This is a genomic window from Paracoccus methylovorus (assembly GCF_016919705.1).
Lineage (GTDB): Bacteria > Pseudomonadota > Alphaproteobacteria > Rhodobacterales > Rhodobacteraceae > Paracoccus > Paracoccus methylovorus.
Window position 1 is genome coordinate 2,116,771 of sequence record NZ_CP070368.1, and the last position, 18,877, is coordinate 2,135,647.

Annotated in this window: 23 protein-coding genes; 8 read left to right on the forward strand and 15 right to left on the reverse strand. The window is 64.0% G+C overall.

From position 1 onward, the window contains the following. The first annotated feature begins 4 nt into the window (after positions 1-4). From JWJ88_RS10650 to JWJ88_RS10675, 6 genes are read left to right on the forward strand one after another with little or no spacing between them, the layout of a single operon-like run. Positions 5-601 carry a thiamine phosphate synthase gene (locus JWJ88_RS10650; RefSeq protein ID WP_205294015.1) on the forward strand — a complete coding sequence of 199 codons (597 nt, stop codon included), beginning with the start codon at positions 5-7 and terminating at the stop codon, positions 599-601. Continuing rightward, positions 598-1,560, forward strand: a complete 963-nt coding sequence (locus JWJ88_RS10655; RefSeq protein WP_240200161.1) for a HesA/MoeB/ThiF family protein — start codon at positions 598-600, stop codon at positions 1,558-1,560. The genes JWJ88_RS10650 and JWJ88_RS10655 overlap by 4 nt, the downstream gene beginning before the upstream one ends. Then, positions 1,557-2,510, forward strand: a complete 954-nt coding sequence (locus tag JWJ88_RS10660; protein WP_205294017.1) for an ABC transporter substrate-binding protein — start codon at positions 1,557-1,559, stop codon at positions 2,508-2,510. Before JWJ88_RS10655 ends, JWJ88_RS10660 begins: the two co-directional genes overlap by 4 nt. Continuing rightward, positions 2,507-3,181: a thiaminase II gene (gene tenA, locus JWJ88_RS10665; RefSeq protein ID WP_205294018.1), complete on the forward strand. Its 675-nt coding sequence runs from the start codon at positions 2,507-2,509 to the stop codon at positions 3,179-3,181. The genes JWJ88_RS10660 and tenA overlap by 4 nt, the downstream gene beginning before the upstream one ends. Beyond that, positions 3,178-3,969, forward strand: coding sequence for an ABC transporter ATP-binding protein (locus JWJ88_RS10670; protein WP_205294019.1), 792 nt, complete (start codon positions 3,178-3,180; stop codon positions 3,967-3,969). The genes tenA and JWJ88_RS10670 overlap by 4 nt, the downstream gene beginning before the upstream one ends. Continuing rightward, positions 3,966-4,697: an ABC transporter permease gene (locus tag JWJ88_RS10675; RefSeq protein ID WP_205294020.1), complete on the forward strand. Its 732-nt coding sequence runs from the start codon at positions 3,966-3,968 to the stop codon at positions 4,695-4,697. The genes JWJ88_RS10670 and JWJ88_RS10675 overlap by 4 nt, the downstream gene beginning before the upstream one ends. Here the strand turns inward: JWJ88_RS10675 and mobA are convergent. From mobA to JWJ88_RS10710, 7 genes are all read right to left on the reverse strand, one after another. Next, positions 4,694-5,296, reverse strand: coding sequence for a molybdenum cofactor guanylyltransferase MobA (gene mobA / locus JWJ88_RS10680; protein ID WP_205294021.1), 603 nt, complete (start codon positions 5,294-5,296; stop codon positions 4,694-4,696). The genes JWJ88_RS10675 and mobA overlap by 4 nt on opposite strands. Then, positions 5,293-5,886, reverse strand: a complete 594-nt coding sequence (locus JWJ88_RS10685; protein WP_205294022.1) for a hypothetical protein — start codon at positions 5,884-5,886, stop codon at positions 5,293-5,295. The genes mobA and JWJ88_RS10685 overlap by 4 nt, the downstream gene beginning before the upstream one ends. After that, positions 5,883-6,701, reverse strand: coding sequence for an ABC transporter permease (locus JWJ88_RS10690; protein ID WP_205294023.1), 819 nt, complete (start codon positions 6,699-6,701; stop codon positions 5,883-5,885). Before JWJ88_RS10690 ends, JWJ88_RS10685 begins: the two co-directional genes overlap by 4 nt. Further along, positions 6,698-7,417, reverse strand: a complete 720-nt coding sequence (locus JWJ88_RS10695) for an ABC transporter ATP-binding protein (RefSeq protein ID WP_205294024.1) — start codon at positions 7,415-7,417, stop codon at positions 6,698-6,700. The genes JWJ88_RS10690 and JWJ88_RS10695 overlap by 4 nt, the downstream gene beginning before the upstream one ends. 36 nt (positions 7,418-7,453) lie before the next feature. Next, a complete protein-coding gene (locus JWJ88_RS10700) occupies positions 7,454-7,846 on the reverse strand; it encodes a cupredoxin domain-containing protein (protein WP_313349199.1) in 393 nt (130 codons plus the stop codon). Between the two features lie 215 nt (positions 7,847-8,061). Continuing rightward, positions 8,062-9,027 carry a YVTN family beta-propeller repeat protein gene (locus JWJ88_RS10705; RefSeq protein ID WP_205294026.1) on the reverse strand — a complete coding sequence of 322 codons (966 nt, stop codon included), beginning with the start codon at positions 9,025-9,027 and terminating at the stop codon, positions 8,062-8,064. Positions 9,028-9,036: 9 nt separating this feature from the next. After that, a complete protein-coding gene (locus JWJ88_RS10710) occupies positions 9,037-10,224 on the reverse strand; it encodes an ABC transporter substrate-binding protein (protein ID WP_205294027.1) in 1,188 nt (395 codons plus the stop codon). Positions 10,225-10,376: 152 nt separating this feature from the next. Between JWJ88_RS10710 and JWJ88_RS10715 the strand changes: the two genes are divergently transcribed. After that, complete coding sequence (locus JWJ88_RS10715) at positions 10,377-10,898, forward strand: DUF3280 domain-containing protein (protein ID WP_205294028.1); 522 nt, start codon at positions 10,377-10,379, stop codon at positions 10,896-10,898. 3 nt (positions 10,899-10,901) lie between these two features. Then, positions 10,902-11,453 (forward strand): SRPBCC family protein, encoded by a 552-nt coding sequence (locus tag JWJ88_RS10720; protein ID WP_205294029.1) that lies wholly within the window; start codon positions 10,902-10,904, stop codon positions 11,451-11,453. Between the two features lie 74 nt (positions 11,454-11,527). Here the strand turns inward: JWJ88_RS10720 and JWJ88_RS10725 are convergent, their stop codons facing one another. From JWJ88_RS10725 to JWJ88_RS10760, 8 genes are all read right to left on the reverse strand, one after another. Continuing rightward, positions 11,528-12,067: a PQQ-dependent catabolism-associated CXXCW motif protein gene (locus JWJ88_RS10725; protein ID WP_205294030.1), complete on the reverse strand. Its 540-nt coding sequence runs from the start codon at positions 12,065-12,067 to the stop codon at positions 11,528-11,530. Further along, entirely contained in the window at positions 12,064-12,876 is an 813-nt protein-coding gene (locus JWJ88_RS10730; RefSeq protein ID WP_205294031.1) for a substrate-binding domain-containing protein, read from the reverse strand. The genes JWJ88_RS10725 and JWJ88_RS10730 overlap by 4 nt, the downstream gene beginning before the upstream one ends. Next, positions 12,873-13,529 carry a c-type cytochrome, methanol metabolism-related gene (locus JWJ88_RS10735; protein ID WP_205294032.1) on the reverse strand — a complete coding sequence of 219 codons (657 nt, stop codon included), beginning with the start codon at positions 13,527-13,529 and terminating at the stop codon, positions 12,873-12,875. Before JWJ88_RS10735 ends, JWJ88_RS10730 begins: the two co-directional genes overlap by 4 nt. Positions 13,530-13,630: 101 nt before the next feature. Beyond that, positions 13,631-15,433, reverse strand: a complete 1,803-nt coding sequence (locus JWJ88_RS10740; RefSeq protein ID WP_205294033.1) for a methanol/ethanol family PQQ-dependent dehydrogenase — start codon at positions 15,431-15,433, stop codon at positions 13,631-13,633. Between the two features lie 185 nt (positions 15,434-15,618). Further along, positions 15,619-16,458, reverse strand: a complete 840-nt coding sequence (gene fghA, locus JWJ88_RS10745) for an S-formylglutathione hydrolase (protein WP_205294034.1) — start codon at positions 16,456-16,458, stop codon at positions 15,619-15,621. After that, positions 16,455-16,976, reverse strand: coding sequence for a GNAT family N-acetyltransferase (locus tag JWJ88_RS10750; protein WP_205294035.1), 522 nt, complete (start codon positions 16,974-16,976; stop codon positions 16,455-16,457). The genes fghA and JWJ88_RS10750 overlap by 4 nt, the downstream gene beginning before the upstream one ends. After that, the gene (locus tag JWJ88_RS10755; protein ID WP_205294036.1) at positions 16,973-17,608 is read right to left on the reverse strand and encodes an ATP-dependent Clp protease proteolytic subunit; all 636 of its coding nucleotides are present in this window, start codon (positions 17,606-17,608) and stop codon (positions 16,973-16,975) included. The genes JWJ88_RS10750 and JWJ88_RS10755 overlap by 4 nt, the downstream gene beginning before the upstream one ends. A gap of 75 nt (positions 17,609-17,683) precedes the next feature. Next, positions 17,684-18,811 carry an S-(hydroxymethyl)glutathione dehydrogenase/class III alcohol dehydrogenase gene (locus JWJ88_RS10760; RefSeq protein WP_205294037.1) on the reverse strand — a complete coding sequence of 376 codons (1,128 nt, stop codon included), beginning with the start codon at positions 18,809-18,811 and terminating at the stop codon, positions 17,684-17,686. Between the last annotated feature and the right edge of the window lie 66 nt (positions 18,812-18,877).

Sequence of the window (18,877 nt, forward strand, 5' to 3'; positions counted from 1 at the left end):
TGACATGAAACTGCCCCGGTTTTATCCGATCTTCGACAGCAGCGACTGGCTGCGCCGCGCCCTGCCCTTGGGCGTGAAACTGGTGCAGATCCGCATCAAGGACCTGCCGCCCCCCCTGCTTTTGGGCGAATTGGCCCTGTGCCAGGAACTTTGCCGCGAACATGGCGCCACACTGGTCGTCAACGACCACTGGCGCGCCGCCATCGACCTTGGCTGCGATTTCGTCCATCTGGGACAAGAGGATCTGGACGAAGCCGACATCCCCGCAATCCGCAAGGCCGGGCTGCGGCTGGGTATCTCGACCCACGACCATGCCGAACTTGACCGCGCGCTGGCGCTCGGCCCCGATTACGTCGCGCTGGGGCCGGTCTGGCCGACGATCCTGAAAAAGATGAAATGGGAACAGCAGGGGCTGGACCGGGTGCGGGAATGGCGCCGGCTGGTGGGCGCGACACCGCTGATCGCCATCGGCGGCGTGACCCCGGAACGCGCGCTCGAGGCGTTCGCGGCCGGTGCCGATACCGCCTCGGCCGTGACCGATATCACGCTGAACCCCGACCCCGAAGGTCGCCTGCACGAATGGCTGCGGGTGACGGCATGAACCGCTATGCCCGCCAGATGGTCCTGCCCGAGGTCGGCGCTGCCGGACAGGAACGCATCGCGGCCGCACAAGTGCTGGTTGTCGGCGCAGGCGGGCTGGGCGTGCCGGTGCTGCAATATCTGGCCGGCGCGGGCATCGGGCACATTACCCTGATCGATGCCGACACGGTCGAGGAAACCAACCTGCACCGCCAGCCGCTTTATCGCATGAAGGACATCGGACTGCCCAAGGTCCGCGCCGCGGCGCAGGCCGTGACACGGCTGAACCCTTCGGTCGAAATCAACGTGCTGGTCGACCAGCTGACACCGCTGAACGCAGCCGATCTGGCGGCGGCGGCGGATCTGGTGCTGGATTGCGCCGACAGCTACGCCGCCAGCTATACGCTGTCGGATGCGTGCCTTGCGGCGGGAAAACCGCTGATCTCGGCCTCGGCGCTGGGTCTTGCGGGCTATGTTGGCGGCTTTTGCGGCGGCGCGCCCAGCCTGCGCGCACTGTTCCCAGACCCGCCCGACAGCGGCCAGACCTGCGCCACCGCGGGCGTGCTGGGCCCGGTGGTCGGGATGCTCGGCTGCATTCAGGCGCAGATGGCGTTGCGGCTGCTGCTGGGACTGACCCCCTCGCCCTTGGGTGAATTCATCCGCTTCGACAACGGCCGCTTCACTCAATTCCGCTTTGATACCGCGCCCGAAGCGCCGGGTCCGCGCTTTGTCGCCCGCGAAGAGATTCGCGACTCCGACCTCGTCATCGACCTGCGCCCTCAGAACGAGGCACCGCGCAAAGCCACCCCCGACGCGTTGCGCATCCCCGGTTACGGCCCGACCGGCCCCCTGCCCAAAACCGGCCAGCGCGTGGTGCTGGCCTGCCGTTCCGGCCTGCGCTCATGGCGCGCCGCCGACGCCCTGTCCCGCCGCTGGAACGGCGAGATCACCCTTCTTGCCCTTGGAGACGACGACCAATGAAACATTTCGCCCTCGCCGCCGCCTTCGCCACCCTGGCCCTGCCCGCGCTGGCCCAGGATCCGGCCCAGGACAAGGTCACGCTGATCCTCGACTGGTTCGTGAACCCCGACCATGCCCCGATCATCGTCGCCCAGGAAAAAGGCTTCTTCGCCGATGAAGGGCTGCAGGTCGAGATCGTCGCCCCCGCAGACCCCGCGGACCCGCCAAAACTGGTCGCCGCCGGCAAGGCCGATTACGCCATCAGCTACCAACCGCAGTTGCATCTGCAAGTGCACGAGGGGCTGCCGCTGAAACGTGTCGGCACGCTGATCGCGACACCCCTGAATTGCCTGATGGTCAAGGCCGACGGCCCAGTGCAGGAAATCGCAGACCTCAAGGGCAGGAAAATCGGCTACTCCGTCTCAGGTGTGGAAGAGGCGCTGGTGGGCCAGATCCTCAAGACGGCCGGCCTGACCATGCAGGATGTCGAGATGGTGAACGTGAACTGGTCGCTTTCGCCCGCCCTGATCGCCGGGCAGGTCGATGCCACCATCGGCGCCTACCGCAACTTCGAACTGACCCAGATGCGGCTGGAAGGCGCCGAAGGTCGTTGCTTCTTTGTCGAGGAACAGGGCGTTCCGACCTATGACGAACTGATCTTCGTCGCCAATCCCGCCAAGATGGACCCCGACCGCACCCGTCGCATGTTGCATGCGGTCGAACGTGGCGCGCAATACATGGTCAACCACCCCGACGAAAGCTGGGAACTGTTCTCGGCCACCGCCCCGGATTTGCGCGATGAACTGAACGCGCAGGCATGGCAGGACACGCTGCCCCGCTTCTCGCAAAGCCCCGCCGCGCTGGATCAGGGCCGCTACGCCCGGTTCGAAAGCTTCCTGCACGACGCCGGTCTGGTGGACAGCGTGCTGCCCGTCTCGGATCTGGCGCTGGATGTGGGGGCAGAGCAATGACAGGCTACGGGGACGCCTTCGCGGCCTGGCGGGCGGCGGCGCAACCGGATTGGGACGCCTATACCCGCCACCCCTTTGTCGAAGGGCTGCGTGACGGAACCCTGCCGCAGTCCTGCTTCCTGACATATCTGGTGCAGGACTATCTGTTTTTGCAGAATTTTTCCCGCGCATGGGCGCTGGCCATCGTCAAAGCCGGCGATCTGGACGAGATGCGGGCCTGTTCCGCGACCGTCCACACGCTCTTGGATCACGAGATGGGCCTGCATGTCCAGACCTGCGCCCGCGCCGGCATGGGCCCCGAGGTGCTGGCCAACGCGCAAGAGGCCGTCACGAATATCGCCTATACGCGCTATGTGCTCGAGGCGGGCTATTCGGGCGATTTCCTCGACCTGCTGGCGGCGCTGATGCCCTGCGTGCTGGGCTATGGCGAAATCGGACTGCGGCTCGCGCAAGAGGTCGCGCCCGACACGCCCTATCGCGAATGGATCGACACCTATGCCGGGGCGGAATATCAGGCCGCCTGCCACTCTGCCGGCACCTTGCTGGACAGTGCCATTCTCAAACGGCTCGGCCCGGCACCGGAACAAAGCCCGCGCTGGACCAAGCTGTCGCAACGCTTCGCCACAGCCACGCGGCTGGAAGTCAGCTTTTGGGAGCTTGGGCGCGAATGACCCCCGCCGCCACCGTCCGGGGCCGCGCCTGGGTCGGCGAGACGTCGCTCTTCGCGCATGTCGAACTGGTGCTCGACCCGGGCGGCTGGACCTGCCTGCTCGGCCCCTCGGGCGTGGGCAAATCGACGATCCTGCGTCTGATCGCAGGGCTGGAAACCGGCGCCCGTTTCGAAGGCGAGGTGATGCGCAACCGCCCAGTCGCCCTGATGGCGCAGGACCCCGGCCTGATCCCATGGCTCGACGTGACCGGCAATGTCACGCTGGGCGCACGCCTTCGGGGCACTCTGCCGGCTTCTTTCGTGCCCAAATATCCCGGGGGACGCCAGAGCGGCCCCGTCGAGGGGCCGGTCCGGCGGAGGGCAGAGCCCCCGGCCGACCCCGCCACCCGCGCGGCAGGGCTGATCGAGGCCGTGGGACTGACCGAACGCGCCCACCACCTGCCGGCAAAACTTTCAGGCGGTCAGCGCCAGCGCGTAGCCCTTGCCCGAACCCTGTTCGAGGACCGGCCGCTGGTGCTGCTCGATGAGCCCTTTTCGGCGCTCGACGCGCGCACAAGGGCGCAAATGCAGGACCTGTCGGCACGATTGTTCGATACGCGCACGGTGCTTCTTGTCACCCATGACCCGGCCGAGGCCGCGCGGTTGGGCGACCGCATCCTCCTGCTGCATGAAACCGGGCTGACCGAATGGTCCATCCCGACCCCCCGGCCGAAAGGCGCCGCCCGGCCCTATGACGCACCCGAGGTGCTGGCCCTGCAAGCCGACCTGATGCGGGGGATGATGGCATGAAGACCACCGCCGCGCTGATTGTCGCCATGCTGGCGCTTTGGCAGGGGATCATCTGGCTGGCCGGAATGCCGTCCTTTCTGCTGCCCTCCCCGATGGCGGTTCTGGAGGCGCTGTGGCTGAACCGGGCCGAGATCGCCCGCCATGCCGGTTTTACCCTGGCGGAAGTGGTGCTGGGCTTTGCGCTTGGCTCGGCTCTTGGCGCCATGCTGGCGATCGCCATGGGATTTTCGGAACGGCTGACCGGCGTCTTGCGACCCATCCTGACCTTCAGCCAGACCATCCCGGTCTTTGCGCTGGCACCGATCCTGACACTGTGGCTGGGCTTCGGCATGGCGCCCAAGATCGCCATGACCGTGCTTATCGTGTTCTTCCCGGTGGCCAGCGCCTTTCTGGACGGGCTGATGCGGACCCCTCGGCCGGCGCTGGATCTGGCGCAGGTCATGGGGGCCAGTCGCATCCGCATCATGCGCCACCTGCGTATCCCGGCAGCCCTGCCCAGCCTAGCCACCGGCCTGAGGCTGGCGGCGGTCTATGCCCCCATCGGCGCGGTGATCGGCGAATGGGTGGGCGGCGCGCGCGGTCTTGGCGCGCTGATGATCCATGCCAATGGCCGGATGAAGACCGATCTGGTCTTTGCCGCCCTGCTGGTGCTGTCGGTATTGACGGTGATCTTCGCGCGCATTGTTGCCGTCGCGCTGCACCGGCTGCTAAGGCGCTATGGCGTCTAGATCAGCCGCTCGGCCCGGGCCAGATCCTCGGGGGTGTTGAGGTTCAGGAACGGGTCCACCGGACGGCTGTCGAACACTGCGCGCCCCGGATCATGGGCCGCCGCGAACTGACCGATCCGGTGCAGCCCGGATTCCAACGCCTCATGCAATTCGTCGCGTAGCGACACGGGCCAAAGCGCGCAGGTCGGATGGTCGCGCAATTCGCCGCTTTCATCCGCACTGGCGGCGATGGCGACGCCCGAGCGGCCGCGCGCCTCTTGCAGGCGATGCAGCAGGTCCTCGGGCAGGAAGGGCGTATCGACGCTGACGCTGACCACACTGTCCGCGCCTTCGCCCGCCGCCCACTCCATGCCGGCCAGCACCCCGGCCAGCGGTCCGGCAAAGCCGCCGATACTATCCGCGATCACCGGCAATCCGTATGCCGCGAATTGCCCGGGCTCGCCATTGGCATTGATGGCAAGCCGCCCGCATTGCGGCGCAAGCCGCCCGATCACCCGATCAAGCAGCGTTTCGCCCGCCAGCACCCGCAGGGCCTTGTTGCCGCCGCCCATGCGGCTGGACAGCCCCCCGGCCAGAATGATGGCAGGCGGCAGGCTCATTTCAGGCCCGCCTGGACGGCGCGCGCCAGGGCAAACACCCGCTGCTCAAGGATGACCGGGGTTTCGCAGACATAGGTCAGCGCCTGCTGGCGGTCCTGAAAGATGCGCATATCCCAGTCGAGCCGTTCTTCCTCGGCGTCGATGGCATCGAAATCGGGCGCTTCGGCCTTTTGCATCTCTTCCATCTTCCCGCGATGATCTTCGATCCTTTGTGCCAGATCGACCTGCTTATGGCCATAGCGGGCAATGCCGGCGATCAGCGCGGCGCGGTGCGGCTCGACCCGGTCGAAGATCGCGACCATCAGCGCGGTCAACTCCTCGTTATCCGCGCCTTTGACGAAATCGGCGATCTCAGCCTCGGCGTCGGCCAGCGGCAGGCGGCGCTGCTCCAGCCGGTCGGCCAGCGCGGCGATTTCGGGCTTGCGGGCCAGTTCGCGCGCAGCCTCGTCCGGCTCGGGCCCGCTCCACATCTGCCCCAACGACAGATGCGGCTGCTTGCGCTGCACGCACGGCCAGTCGGGATCGGTGCCGTTTTCCGCATGCGCCGCGGGCGCGGCCAGCAGGCATACCGCCAGAACCAGATATTTCATGCTCCCCCCTTTCTGCGGGCCCAAAGCCCCTTGGCCGGATCATACATGAAGACCGCCCCTGCAAAGAACAGGATCAGGCAACCCGACACCACCAAGAAGGACAGAAGATCGAAGCGCGCGTAAAGGGCAAAGCGGATCAACTCAACCGCATGGGTGAAGGGGTTGATGGCGCAGATGTCATGCAAGAGCGTCGAACTTTCGTTCATTCGCCACAGCGGATAAAGCGCGCTGGAGGCGAAAAACATCGGGAAGATGACGAAATTCATCACGCCGGCAAAGTTTTCCAGCTGCCGGATGGTCGAAGACAGGAACAACCCCATCGCCCCGAACATCAGCCCGGTCAGAAACAGCGCCGGCAGCGCGGTCAGATAGCCGATGACGGGCGGGCGCACGTCCCAGAACCATGCAATGGCCAGAAAGACATAGACTTGGATAAGCGACACGATCACCCCCGCGACAAGCTTGCTGGCCAAAAGGAACCAGCGCGGAAACGGGCTGACCAGCAAGGTGCGCATCGCCCCGGTCTCGCGGTCGTAGACCATCGAAAGCGACGACTGCATGCCGTTGAACAACTGGATCATCGCACAAAGTCCGGGCGTCACATAGACCTCGTAAAGCACATAGGTCTGATAGGGCGGTGTGATCGACAGGCCCAGAACCGCGCGAAAGCCGGCGGCAAAGATGAAAAGCCACACCAAGGGCCGCACCAGCGCGGCAAGGAAGCGACCGCGCTGGCTGACAAAGCGCAGCGTTTCGCGCCGGGCAATGCCTGAAAAGGCGGTCAGCCACATGCGCGGCGTCAGTCGGTGGCTCATACCTGCTCTCCGGTCAGGCGCAGGAAAGTGGCGGTCAGATCGTCGCCTCCGATCTGTCCGGCATTGCCATGCGCCAGCACCTCGCCCTTGTGCAGGATGACCAGTCCGTCCTCGGGGCGGATTTCGTCAAGGATATGCGTGGCCCAAAGCGCCGAAACGCCGCCGCGCGTCAGCTCGCGGGTCAGGGCCACCACCTCGGCACGGGATTTCACGTCCAGCCCCACGGTGGCCTCGTCCAGCAGCAGGATCTGGGGCCGGTGGATCAGCGCGCGGGCGATCTCGGCGCGGCGCTGCTGTCCGCCCGACAGCGCCGAGACCTTGGCATCCAGCCGGTCCGACAGGTCCACCTGCGCCAGCACTTCGACGGCGCGCACCCGCGCCTCGCGCCGGGGGATGCCATGCAGGGCCGCATGATATTCCATGTTCTGCGCCACGGTCAGGTCGGCATCCAGCGCACGGGACTGGAACACCACGCCCAGCCGTGCCAATGCGGCGCCGGGTTTGTGCCGCAGGTCATGGCCTGCAACCTCGATCCGCCCCGAGCGATTGTCGTAAAGCCGGGTGATCAGTGAAAACAGCGTGGTCTTGCCCGCGCCGTTCACACCAAGAAGCGCGGTAAAACCGCCGCGCGGCACCGTCAGCGACACGTCCTTCAACGCCTGAAAGCTGCCGAAATTGTGGCTGACATTCTGTATGGAAAGCGCGTCTTGCGGCATTTGACGGAGGCGGAGCCCAAGGGCCCCGCGCACCCTTTACTGGATATTGAACACAGCCTGTTGGGTTTCACCATGCGAGCCGGGGATCGACAGCGTATAGCGGCCGGGAACAATGGCGATAAAGCTGAACGTGGCGGTGCCGGCATCGTCGAATTCCAGCGAATGCACGCCCATGGGTCGGATCTCGATGTCATTGATCACGATCTCGTTAACCCAGACGGCGCGGAAGAAGTCGCCGCCCGAAAGTGCCAGTTCCTGACTGCCATCGGCGTTGATGTCGATGCGGTAGTAGCCGCCCGATTTCAGCTTGTATTCGTCCGTTGCGACCGGCTGCCCCGACGCCAGCGTCAGCGGAGCGAGATCGGTGCGGTTATCGCGCGCCAGAAGCCCCGAGAAACCATAGTCGAACTTGGCACCCGCCTCATGCACGCCCGCTTCGCCGCCGGCATCATCGCCATCGTCGTCGTCATCATCATCGTCGTCCTGTTCGGCGGCGGCAGCACCATCGGCCGCGGCACCGGCCTCGGGGGTGCCGGCGTCCGGCGCGGTCTCTTGCGCCGTGGCAGGCGCGGCGAGCCCGGCCATAAGCAGCAGGATCGTCAGCAAACGGGTCATATTCATTCCTCCCTCATTATCCTGTCGGTTCAGTTGGGTGCGACGACCACGCCCCAGGGCTGCTGGCCCACGGGCACGGATTTGACGACGTTTAGCGCCGCCACGTCGATCACCGAGACATCGTTGGAATTGCCGTTCGTGGTGAACAGGTATTTCTCGTCCGGCGTGAATGCCATCTGCCAGACGCGCTGGCCGACCAGCAGATATTCCTCGACCTCGTCGGTCTCGCCGTTGATGACCGCCACGCGGTTGGCCGGACCCAGGGCGACAAAGACCTTCTTGCCGTCCTTGGTCACGCGCACGCCGACCGGCTGGATGGCCTCGGGCAAGACGCCGGGGATCTCGAAGCTGATCTTCTTGGTGATCTCCTGGGTAGCCGGGTCGATCACGCTGACCGTGCCGCCGATTTCCGAACTGACGTAAAGCTTGGTTCCGGCATCGTTGTATTGTGCGAAACGCGGGCGCGAATCCACCAGCACGTTGGCGAAGATCTCAAAGCTTTCGCTGTCGATGAAATGCGCCATGTTGGTGGTTTCCGAGGTGTTGATGACCACCTTTCCATCGGGGCTGACGCCCATGCCCTCGGGTTCGACACCCACCGGGATCTCGGCCAGCACCTTGTGGGTCTGGGTATCGACCACGGTCACGAGGTTGTCGTCCTCGTTCGCGATATAAAGCGGATTGCCCGAGGGGTGCAGCACGAACAGCTCCGGGTCGGGACCCGAGGGCAGCGTGTGCATCTCTTCCATGGTCTCGGGGTTGAACACCCGCACCAGATCGTCGTCCGAGGCGCAGACATACAGTTCCTTGCCGTCGGGGCTGATGGTGATGCCACGCGGACGTGCGCCGACCGGATAGGTGCCGATCACCTCCAGCGTGTCGCTGTCCAGCACGGTGACGTCATTGCCTTTTTCATTGCTGACAAAGACCCGGTTCCCCAGCGCAGGCGAGGCGGCAATAAGGACGGGCAGACAGAGGGTCAGGAGCGTTCTCATCTTTTCACCTCAGAATTTGCATTCGGTTTCGGGCCGGTCGAGGCCCAGCGTATCCAGCGCCGAGTGCTGGTGCAGATACTGGTCCTGCGGGCTGACCGAGGCGGTGACGGTATCCGTCGCCAACAGGATCGGCTGTCGCAACTGGTGGTCCCAGTCGCGCAGGGTCAGTTTCTGCCCCTTGAAGCCTGCGACCTCAAAGTTCTCGGACAGCATGAACTCTTTCAACGTGACGGGATCGGTGCTTTGCGTGCGCGTCGCGGCCTCGCCGATCATGCGCAGCGCCACCCAAGTCTGGTAATCCTCTTCGCGGATCGGGCGATTGGCAAGCTTTTCGAAACGGTTCTGGAATTGTGTGGCGCCCCATGCTTCCAACGAAGGCGCCCAACTGCGCGGCACCAGCCCCGCCGAGCCCACTACCGGTCGCGGATCCCAGGTGGCAAAAGGCAGCCAATCCGCAAAGACGTCGTTTTCATCGGCGGCGATCAGCACGTCATATGCCGGCGCGCGCTGGGTAAAGACCGGCATCTGGCTTTGAACCTGCACGTGTCCGCTGTCGCTGCGCCGGCTGCCGCCCGTATCCTCATAGGTGCGGGTTTCGACGATCTTGGCACCGAACTTGGTCGCGGCGCGGCGATAGGCATCGGCCAGCGCCACATCCTCGGGGTGGCTGCCGGCGATCAGGAACCAGTTCGGCCATTTCTTCCACATCAGGAACTGCGCCAGCCCATCGGCCAGCATGGCATAGCTGGGCGCGGTATGGATCACGTTGAAACGGCAATCCGCGCCGCGCAGATTGTCGCCCCGGGCACGCGCATTCAGCACCAAGGCACCGTCTCCGGCCTGATCGGCCAGCGCCAGCGTCTGGGCGTCGTCGGCCAGCGTCACGATAAAGGGAATGCCTTCGGCAAGCAGCTTGTCCATCTCGGCCGCTGCGGTTTCGGGCGTGGCGGCAACCTCCAGCGCCTCGAAATCCTGGTTCATGAAGCGGCCGGTGGTGTCGTTATCCTCGATGGCAAGTCGCGCACCGGCAAAGGCCAGATCCTCGGGCGCGGTTCGCAACCGCGAGATGGGCGGCAGGCGGGGCACATCCACCCGCAGCACCGCAGCGCGAACGGTCTGCGGCTGCGCGGCATCTTGCGCAAGGGCAGGGCCCGTCACGGACAAACCCGCCAAAAGTATGATGATTCTGCCTGTCATTGCCTTCCTCCCCCACGCATCATGCCGGGCCAATCCGCCTGCGCCAACCCGCGAAATACCCTGTATTTATCCGGGGAAAATGCCCCGCCACCTAAGTATTAGGGACTTTCGTCCTATGGACGGCCGCGGCGCGTCGGGCGCATGTTCTGCGCATGGCATTTTCGCGGCTTATCCTGATCGCCTGCGTTGCCGCCCTGACCGGATCCGGCGCCGGGGCGGACCAGCCGGCGCACGGGTCGGTTCCGCCGCCCGGCAGCGCGGCCTGGTTCGGCCTGCATTTCATAGACACCTCGACCGAAGGCACCATCAACGGCGTGCGCGACGATGAAACCCGCCGCATCGAAATGGCCGAGGACGTCATCGCCGAGGATCTGCGCAGTCGGGGCTTTACCCTGCTGGAGCCACCCGCCGAGCAGATGGCAAAAATCAAGAACCCGACAAAATCCAATGGTCAGGACATTCGCATCGCGCGCGAGATGGGCGCGCATTACGCCGTCTCGGGCGAGGTGCAGAAGGTGTCGAACCTGATCCTGGCGCTGAATCTTTACATCCGCGACGCGGCCAGCGGCGAAACGGTCCGCGCCGGCGTGGTCGATATCCGCGGCAATACCGACGAAAGCTTTCGCCGCGGATATCTGTATCTTTTGAAAAACATCATCTTTCGGGAGGAGTGACTGATGATTCGACTGCTGGCCCTGACGATGGGGGCGGCCATGGCTTTGGCCCCCGCCGCACAGGCACATGGACCTGCCCGGCTGAAGCTGGAAATGCAGCAAAAGCTGGATGCGACGCCCGACGAGGTCTGGGCCGTCATCGGCAAGTTCGACGATATGAGCTGGCATCCCGCGATCGCCAGCCTGGAGCTGACCGGAGATGGGGCGGCCGACCAACCCGAAACATCAACCCGCGTGCTGCATCTGAAATCCGATGCCGGTGACCCGACGATCACCGAGACGCTGACGAAATGGCAGCCCGAGAAACACTGCTATTCCTATCGCATCGCCGAGGTCGACGTGACGGTCCTGCCGGTGACCAACTATGCCTCGACCCTTTGCGTCAAGGACGAAGGCGGCAAGGCACTGGTTCATTGGAAGGGCGGCTTTTATCGGGGCTATCCGAACAACGATCCCCCTGCCGAGCTAAGCGACGAAGCGGCGACACAGGCGGTCACCGGGGTCTATCAGGCCGGGTTCGACGCACTGGTCGAAAAGTTCGGCAAGGCAGAGTGACCCTGCTGCCGGGACAACCGGCGCGCATCCAGGTCAGGGGTTCCGCCCCTGCCCGACGGGTCGGGGGGGCGGCCTTAAGGGGCAGGTGTGACGGGTTCCAGCACACCGCCCCGCTCCTGCCAGCCATCGACACCTTCGGGAAACCAGATTACCCCGCTGTAGCCCAGCGCAACGGCGCGCTTGGCGGCATTCCAGCTCATCCAGCAGTCGCGCTTGCAAAAGACCACCATGGGCGCGGCCTTGTCGTCCCCTGAAAGCCGGGCCAGCCCATCGGCCAGCCGAGCCTGTTCTGCGGGCGCCAGCCGGTCATAGCCGGTATCGTAAAGCCAGGTGGCGCCCGGTATCGAAAGATGCGGCGGCGCATTCCACAGTGTCCCTTCGGGCAGGCCCTCGGGTCGGGCGGTGCGCGGCAGCACGTCGATGAAGGGCACTCCGGCCTTGTGCAGTTCCACCGCCTCGGTCGCTCCGACCACCCTTGCGCCGGCCAGCGTCGCGGGGGTTTCGGCACGATAGGGTTCGCCGTGGAAATCCTGCGGCTCGGGCACCTGCGCACGGGTCTGGGCCGGGGCAGCGCCGGCCAAAAGGATCGCCAACACTGCCCCGGCCCATTTCATGGTTTCAACGACTTGCCATAATCGTCCAGAAGCGGCACCCCGGCATCACGCAGAACGACGTCGATTTCGTCCTGGTGCCGCCGGATCAGGCTGTTCAATTGCCGCTTCCATTCCTGTTCGCCCAACCGCACCCCCATGGTGATGCGATAGAACATGCGCGGCCCGCTGGTTTCCTTGAGCAGCGGCGTGAATTGCAGATCGGCATCCTGCTTGACCAGCGGCCCGGCCAGCGGACCCCAGATCACCGCGGCAGCCAGTTCGCCGGACTTCACCTGCGCCAGCATCTCGCCCACCGGATCCTCGACCCGGCGATCCACGAACAGGTCCCAGCCGCGCATATTCTTGGCCAGCCCGGCCCGCGCAAGATTTGTCGCAGGCGGCGTTCCTGCCACGACCCCGATGGGATGATCCTGCAGCGCCGGATCCTCCAGCGTTTCGACCGAGGCCAGCGGGCTGTCCTTGCGCGTTACGATACCATAGGCCGAGGTATAGTAATGGTTGGTGTTCTGCACCATCTCGTCGCCCTGGGCATAGCCGATGACGACATCGCACAGCCCGGCGCGCAGGGTCTTGCGGATAAAGCCGGGTCCCTGCGGGAACCATGTATAGACCACCGGCAGGCCCAGCTTTTCACCGAAAAGCTCAGCGATGCGGTTTTCAAACCCTTGGCCGTCTTCCGACGACATCGGCACGGCGGCGGGATCGGCACAAACCCTGAACTCGGTCTTTGAGCGCAGATCGGCAACCTGCGCCGAGACGGTTGTCACGGCGCAGATCAACAGAGCCGCAAGGGCGAGGGCGGGTCTCATCCGCTCATGCAGGAATCTTCCTGCGCAGCAAATTCATCGGACTTGTCCTCTTTATTCGCCGGGCGGCCCCGTGGCAGATCGCCAGTGCCCCGCGCCAGCAGATAGGCATAGATATCGTCAATATAGCACCAGACGTTCTTGTTGGTACCAAAAGCTGGCATGACCAGATTGGCGGCCTTGTTCACCTCTTGTTTACCCGACGCGGCGATTTCCAGAAAATCGTAATAGTCGAGGGTCAGCACCGAGGTCTTCAGCGCCGGCGCATAGGTCGAGCCTTCGCCGTCCGGGCCGTGGCAGACGTGGCACTCCGCCGAATAACGGCGATAGCCCGAAAACGTCGCATAATCGATCTTGCCGTCCGTGATCTTGTAGGTCGGGATATCGTCGACCGTATACCAGCGGCCGTTCTCAAGATGGTCGGGGGTGATGTCGGTGCCATTCGGCAGGGCGGTTTTGGCGCCCGCTTCCTCGGTCTGCGGTTCCTCCTTTGCGGCCTGCTCTTGCTGCGCATCCCCCGAAACGGCGGCGGCAGCGCCGGCCCCGGCCTGCGCCGGGGGCGTGTCCGTGGTCTGCGCAAGGGCCGTTCCGGTGATGGCACAAGTCGCACACGCGACACAGATCGCCATCAGACTGGCGGTCGTCTTGCTCGTCATGAATTTCCTCCCTGGCTGTCACCCGAAGATGATCGCTCGCCCCAAGGTTACCCTTGGGGCGGCGAGTTTCGAGTCACAGTTTGCTTTTCTGCACCAAAGTATTAGCCCGGCAGTTCGAACACGGTCAGTTGACCGCCCAGCTCGGTGTATTGCGACAAGGAGGCATAGCCGCCCACCGCGCCAAGGCCTTCGTTGGGGTTGGTCAGGCCAGCCGCAAGGCCGATCCCGGCCCAGCCGCCGACACCCGACAGGATGCCGACATACTGTTTGCCGCCATGTTCGTAGGTCATCACGTTACCGATGATGCCCGAGGGGGTCTTGAATTTGTAGAGTTCTTCACCCGTCGTTGCATCCACGGCCTTCAAAAAGCCCTCGAGCGTGCCATAGAAGACCACGTCACCCGCAGTTGCCAGCGCACCCGACCAGACCGAGAACTGTTCCGGCAGCGACCACTTGATCTCGCCCGTGGTGTTGTCCCAGGCGATAAAGTTGCCCATGCCGCCATGGCTGTTGGGGGCGGGATACATCGACAAGGTGGCGCCGACATAAGGTTGGCCCGCAGTATAGGCCACGCGGAACGGTTCGTAATCCATGCAGACGTGGTTGGTCGGCACATAGAACAGGTTGGTCTTGGGCGAGAAGGCCGCCGGCTGCTGGTCTTTGGTGCCCAGTGCCGCCGGGCAGACGCCGGTGGTATTCTCATCCTCGCCGTTCTGGGCGGTCGAAAACTCGGCGACCACGGCCGGGCGGCCAAAGGTTTCCGAATTCGGGTCCATATCGACGCCGGTGGTCCAGTTCACCACAGGATCGAATTTCTCGGCCACCAGCAGCTCGCCGGTTTCGCGGTCCATGGTATAGGCCAGACCGTTGCGGTCGAAATGGGTCAGCAGTTTGCGTTCCTGACCATCGACCGTCTGGTTGGTCAGGATCATTTCGTTGACGCCGTCAAAGTCCCATTCGTCATGCGGCGTCATCTGATAGAACCACTTGGCCATGCCGGTGTCGGCATCCCGCGCCATGATGGTCATAGACCATTTGTTGTCGCCCGGCCGCTGCGAGGGGTTCCAGGTCGAGGGGTTGCCGGTGCCGTAATAGACCAGATTCAGGTCTGGATCATACGAGAACCAGCCCCAGATCGTGCCGCCGCCGATTTTCCACTGATCGCCTTCCCAGCTGTTGAGCGAGCTGTCGGCACCGATCGGCTTGCCAAGATGGGTGGTTTTTTCGGGATCGACCAGCATCTCGTCGTCAGGCCCGGTGGAATAGGCTTTCCACGCCTCGGTCCCGTCGGACAGGTTCAGCGCAGTCATCCGGCCACGGACGCCGTATTCGCCGCCCGAGATACCGACCAGAACCTTGTCCTTGACCGGAACGACCGTGGCGGTCAGCGTCTCGCCGATGCCCGGATCACCGATCTTGTTGGTCCACTTCACCTCGCCGGTTTTGGCATCCAGAGCCACGACCGTGGTATCGGCCTGACCCAGCAGGATCATGCCGTCGGCATAGGACAGGCCGCGATTGACGGTATCGCAGCACATCACCGCAATGACGTTGGGATCCTGCTGCGGCTCATACTTCCACAGGATCTTGCCGTTGTCGTTCAGGTCCAGTGCGAAGACGTTGTTCGGAAAGGGGGTATGGACATACATGACGTCGCCGATCACCAGCGGCGCACCTTCATGCCCACGCAGCACCCCGGTTGAAAAGGTCCAGGCGACGCGCAGATCCTTGACGTTGTCCTTGTTGATCTGATCCAGCGTCGAATACCGCGTGTTCGCGTAATCGCCCATCTGGATCGCCCATTGCTGGGGTTTGGCGATCTCAGCCAGTACGCTGTCATTGGCCAGCGCCGCCGTGCCGGACATGAGCAGCGCAACACAGGCGCCGTTCAGCAGGTTTTTCATGATTTTCCTCCACATGCCGGTGGTCGCGCCTCTCCTCAAGCGCACACACCTTATAACGGAAGGTTCGGGTCCGGCCGCACTTGCGTCAACGCGGCCGGTAGGGTCATTGGACCAAAGTATTAGGGAAATACGGCAATAGGTATGGGGCAATCACCCCGGCCGGCCCCCAAAACATCCTCCGCGGGTCAACCAAGCCGTTCGGCATGCCAGCGAACATGGTCGGCCATGAAGGTCTGGATGAAGAAATAGCTGTGATCATAACCCTGTTGCATGCGGAATGTGCCGGGCTGGCGGCGTTCGGCCATGGCGTGGGCCAGCGCCTCGGGCTTGAGCAGGTCGAGGAACTGGTCGCTGCTGCCCTGATCGATCAGGACCTCACCCGGATAGCCGCGTTGACGCATCAGCAGGGTCGAATCATGCCTTTCCCAAGCGCTGCGGTCCTGGCCCAGATAGGCGGCGAACTGCTTGCGGCCCCAGTCGGATTCGCTGGGATGCGCGATCGGTGCAAAGGCCGAGACGGATTTGTAGCGTTCGGGAAAGGTCATGGCGATGGTCAGCGCGCCGTGACCGCCCATGGAGTGTCCGGTGATGCCCTGCGCCTCGCGATCCAGCGGGAAATTGCCAAAGACCAGTTCCGGCAATTCGTGGGTGATATAGTGCCACATGCGGAAATGCGGCGCCCAAGGCGCCTCGGTCGCATCGACATAAAAGCCGGCGCCCTGACCCAGATCATAAGCCTCGTCATTGGCCACGCCCTCGCCGCGCGGCGAGGTATCGGGAAAGATCAGCGCGATACCGTATTCAGCCGCCCATTCCTGCGCGCCGGCCTTGGTCATGGCGTTTTCATGCGTGCAGGTCAGGCCCGAAAGATACCACAACACCGGCACCTTGCCGTGCTGGGCGTCGGGCGGCAGGTAGACCGCAAAGGTCATCGGCGTGCCGGTCGCCTGCGATTGGTGGCGATAGACGCCCTGAATGCCGCCGAAGCTGCGGTTTTCCGATACGGTTTCATAGGCCAGCGTCATGGGTTCTTCCCTTCTGTCAGGTCGTGAAACATGACCAGCGCGTCCACATAGCCATGTCGGGGATGAAGAAACGCACCTGGCAGCCGGCCGACAATATCGAAACCGGCTTTCTGCCACGAATGAACGGCGTCGGCATTGGTTGCGACGACGAAATTGAACTGCATCGCCCGAAAGCCCTGCGCCCGCGCCCAGTCCTTGGCGTGAGCGACCAGCGCCCGGGCTATGCCGCGGCCCCGCGCATCGGGATGCGTTGCAAAGCTGGCGTTGGCCACATGGCCAGCCGGGCCGGGCCGGTTGCGGCCGACATGGCTGGTGCCCAGAACCCGCTCGTCGAGTTCGGCCACGAAAGCGGTGAAAGGCGCGGCAAACCAGTCGGCCAGCGCCTCGTCCCCGGTGATGTCGGGCGGAATGCAATAGGTTTCGCCCGCCCGATAGACCGGTTCCAGGATGGTCCAGATCGCCTGATGGTCGTCAGGCGTGGCGGGACGGATCAGGATACCTGTCCCGCCCCCGCTCATTTCAGCTCATCCGCCGAGCGGATGACCTTGCCCAGCAAGCCATAGTCCAGCGCCTCTTGCGTATTCAGCCAGAAATCGCGCTGGGTGTCCTTTTCGATCCGCTCGACCGGCTGGCCGGTGGCATCGGCAAAGATCTGGTTCAGCCGGTCGCGCATCAGGCGGACCTGTTCGGCCTGGATCATCATGTCGGTCGAGGTGCCGCCGATCCCGCCGGAGGGCTGATGGATCAGGAAGCGGGTATTGGGCAGGCAGTAACGGTTTTCCCGTTCCGCGCCGACAAAGATCAACGCCCCGGCCGAGGCGACCCAGCCCGAACCGATGGTGCGCACGGTCGGACGGATGAACTTGATAACGTCATGGATCATGTCGCCGGATTCGACATGCCCACCGGGCGAGGAAATCAGCATGTTGATCGGGGCGTCGCTATCCTCGGCCAAGGCCAGCAGGTGCGCCACGGTGCGCTGCGCCAGCTTGTCGGTGATCGGGCCCGCGACGATCACCGTGCGCGATTTGAAATACAGCTTGCCGATCTTGTCACCCTCGGGCAGGCCGAGCCCTTCGTCCTTCGACCCCTCCTGGTGGCGCTCGTCTTCATCGTCGTCATCGTCGTCCAGGTGGAAATGCTTTGCCATGATCGGTCCTTTCATGTTGACGGCGGGTCCGGTCGCCCGCCCCCGCCGTCCTTTTAACTAAGCAGCCGTTGACGATCAGTAAAGCACGACCGAGCGGATGGATTCCCCCGAATGCATCAGGTCGAAGCCCTTGTTGATGTCGTCGAGCTTCAGCGTGTGGGTGATCATCGGATCGATCTCGATCTTGCCGTCCATGTACCAGTTGACGATCTGCGGCACATCGGTGCGGCCGCGGGCGCCGCCGAATGCCGTGCCCTTCCAGACCCGGCCGGTGACAAGCTGGAACGGACGGGTGCTGATCTCGGCGCCGGCGGGCGCCACGCCGATGATGATCGACTGGCCCCAGCCGCGATGGGTGCATTCCAGCGCGTCGCGCATCACCTTGACGTTGCCGGTGCAGTCAAAGCTGTAATCCGCACCGCCGATCTGGTCGAAGGGCGTCTTGGTCAGGTTGACGATTTCCTGCACCACGTTTTCGCAATTCTTCGGGTTGATGAAATGCGTCATGCCGAAATGCTCGGCCATCGGTTTCTTGTCGTCGTTCAGATCGACGCCGATGATCATGTCCGCGCCGGCCAGCCGCAGACCCTGCAGCACATTAAGCCCGATACCGCCCAGACCAAAGACGACCGCCTTGGCCCCGATCTCGACCTTGGCGGTGTTGATCACCGCGCCGATGCCGGTGGTCACGCCGCAGCCGATATAGCAGATCTTGTCGAAAGGCGCGTCCTCGCGAACCTTGGCCACCGCGATTTCCGGCAGCACGGTGTAGTTCGAAAATGTCGAGCAGCCCATGTAGTGATAGATTGGGGTGCCATCCAGCATGGAAAAGCGCGTGGTGCCATCGGGCATCAGCCCCTGCCCTTGGGTCGCACGGATCGCGGTGCAAAGGTTGGTCTTGCCCGACAGGCAGGACGCGCATTGACGGCACTCGGGCGTATAAAGCGGGATGACATGATCGCCCGGCTTGACCGAGGTGACGCCGGGGCCGACCTCGACCACCACGCCCGCGCCCTCATGGCCCAGGATCGAGGGAAACAGCCCCTCGGGGTCCGCGCCCGACAGCGTGAATTCGTCGGTGTGGCAGATGCCGGTGGCCTTGATTTCGACCATCACTTCGCCGGCCTTGGGACCTTCGAGGTTGACCTCCATGATCTCCAGCGGCTTACCGGCTTCCAGTGCGACGGCTGCACGGGTTCTCATAGTCTGTTCTCCTTCATCACGGCCCGGGGCCCGTTGTTCTTGTCATGGCCTCGGGGGCCGGTAAAC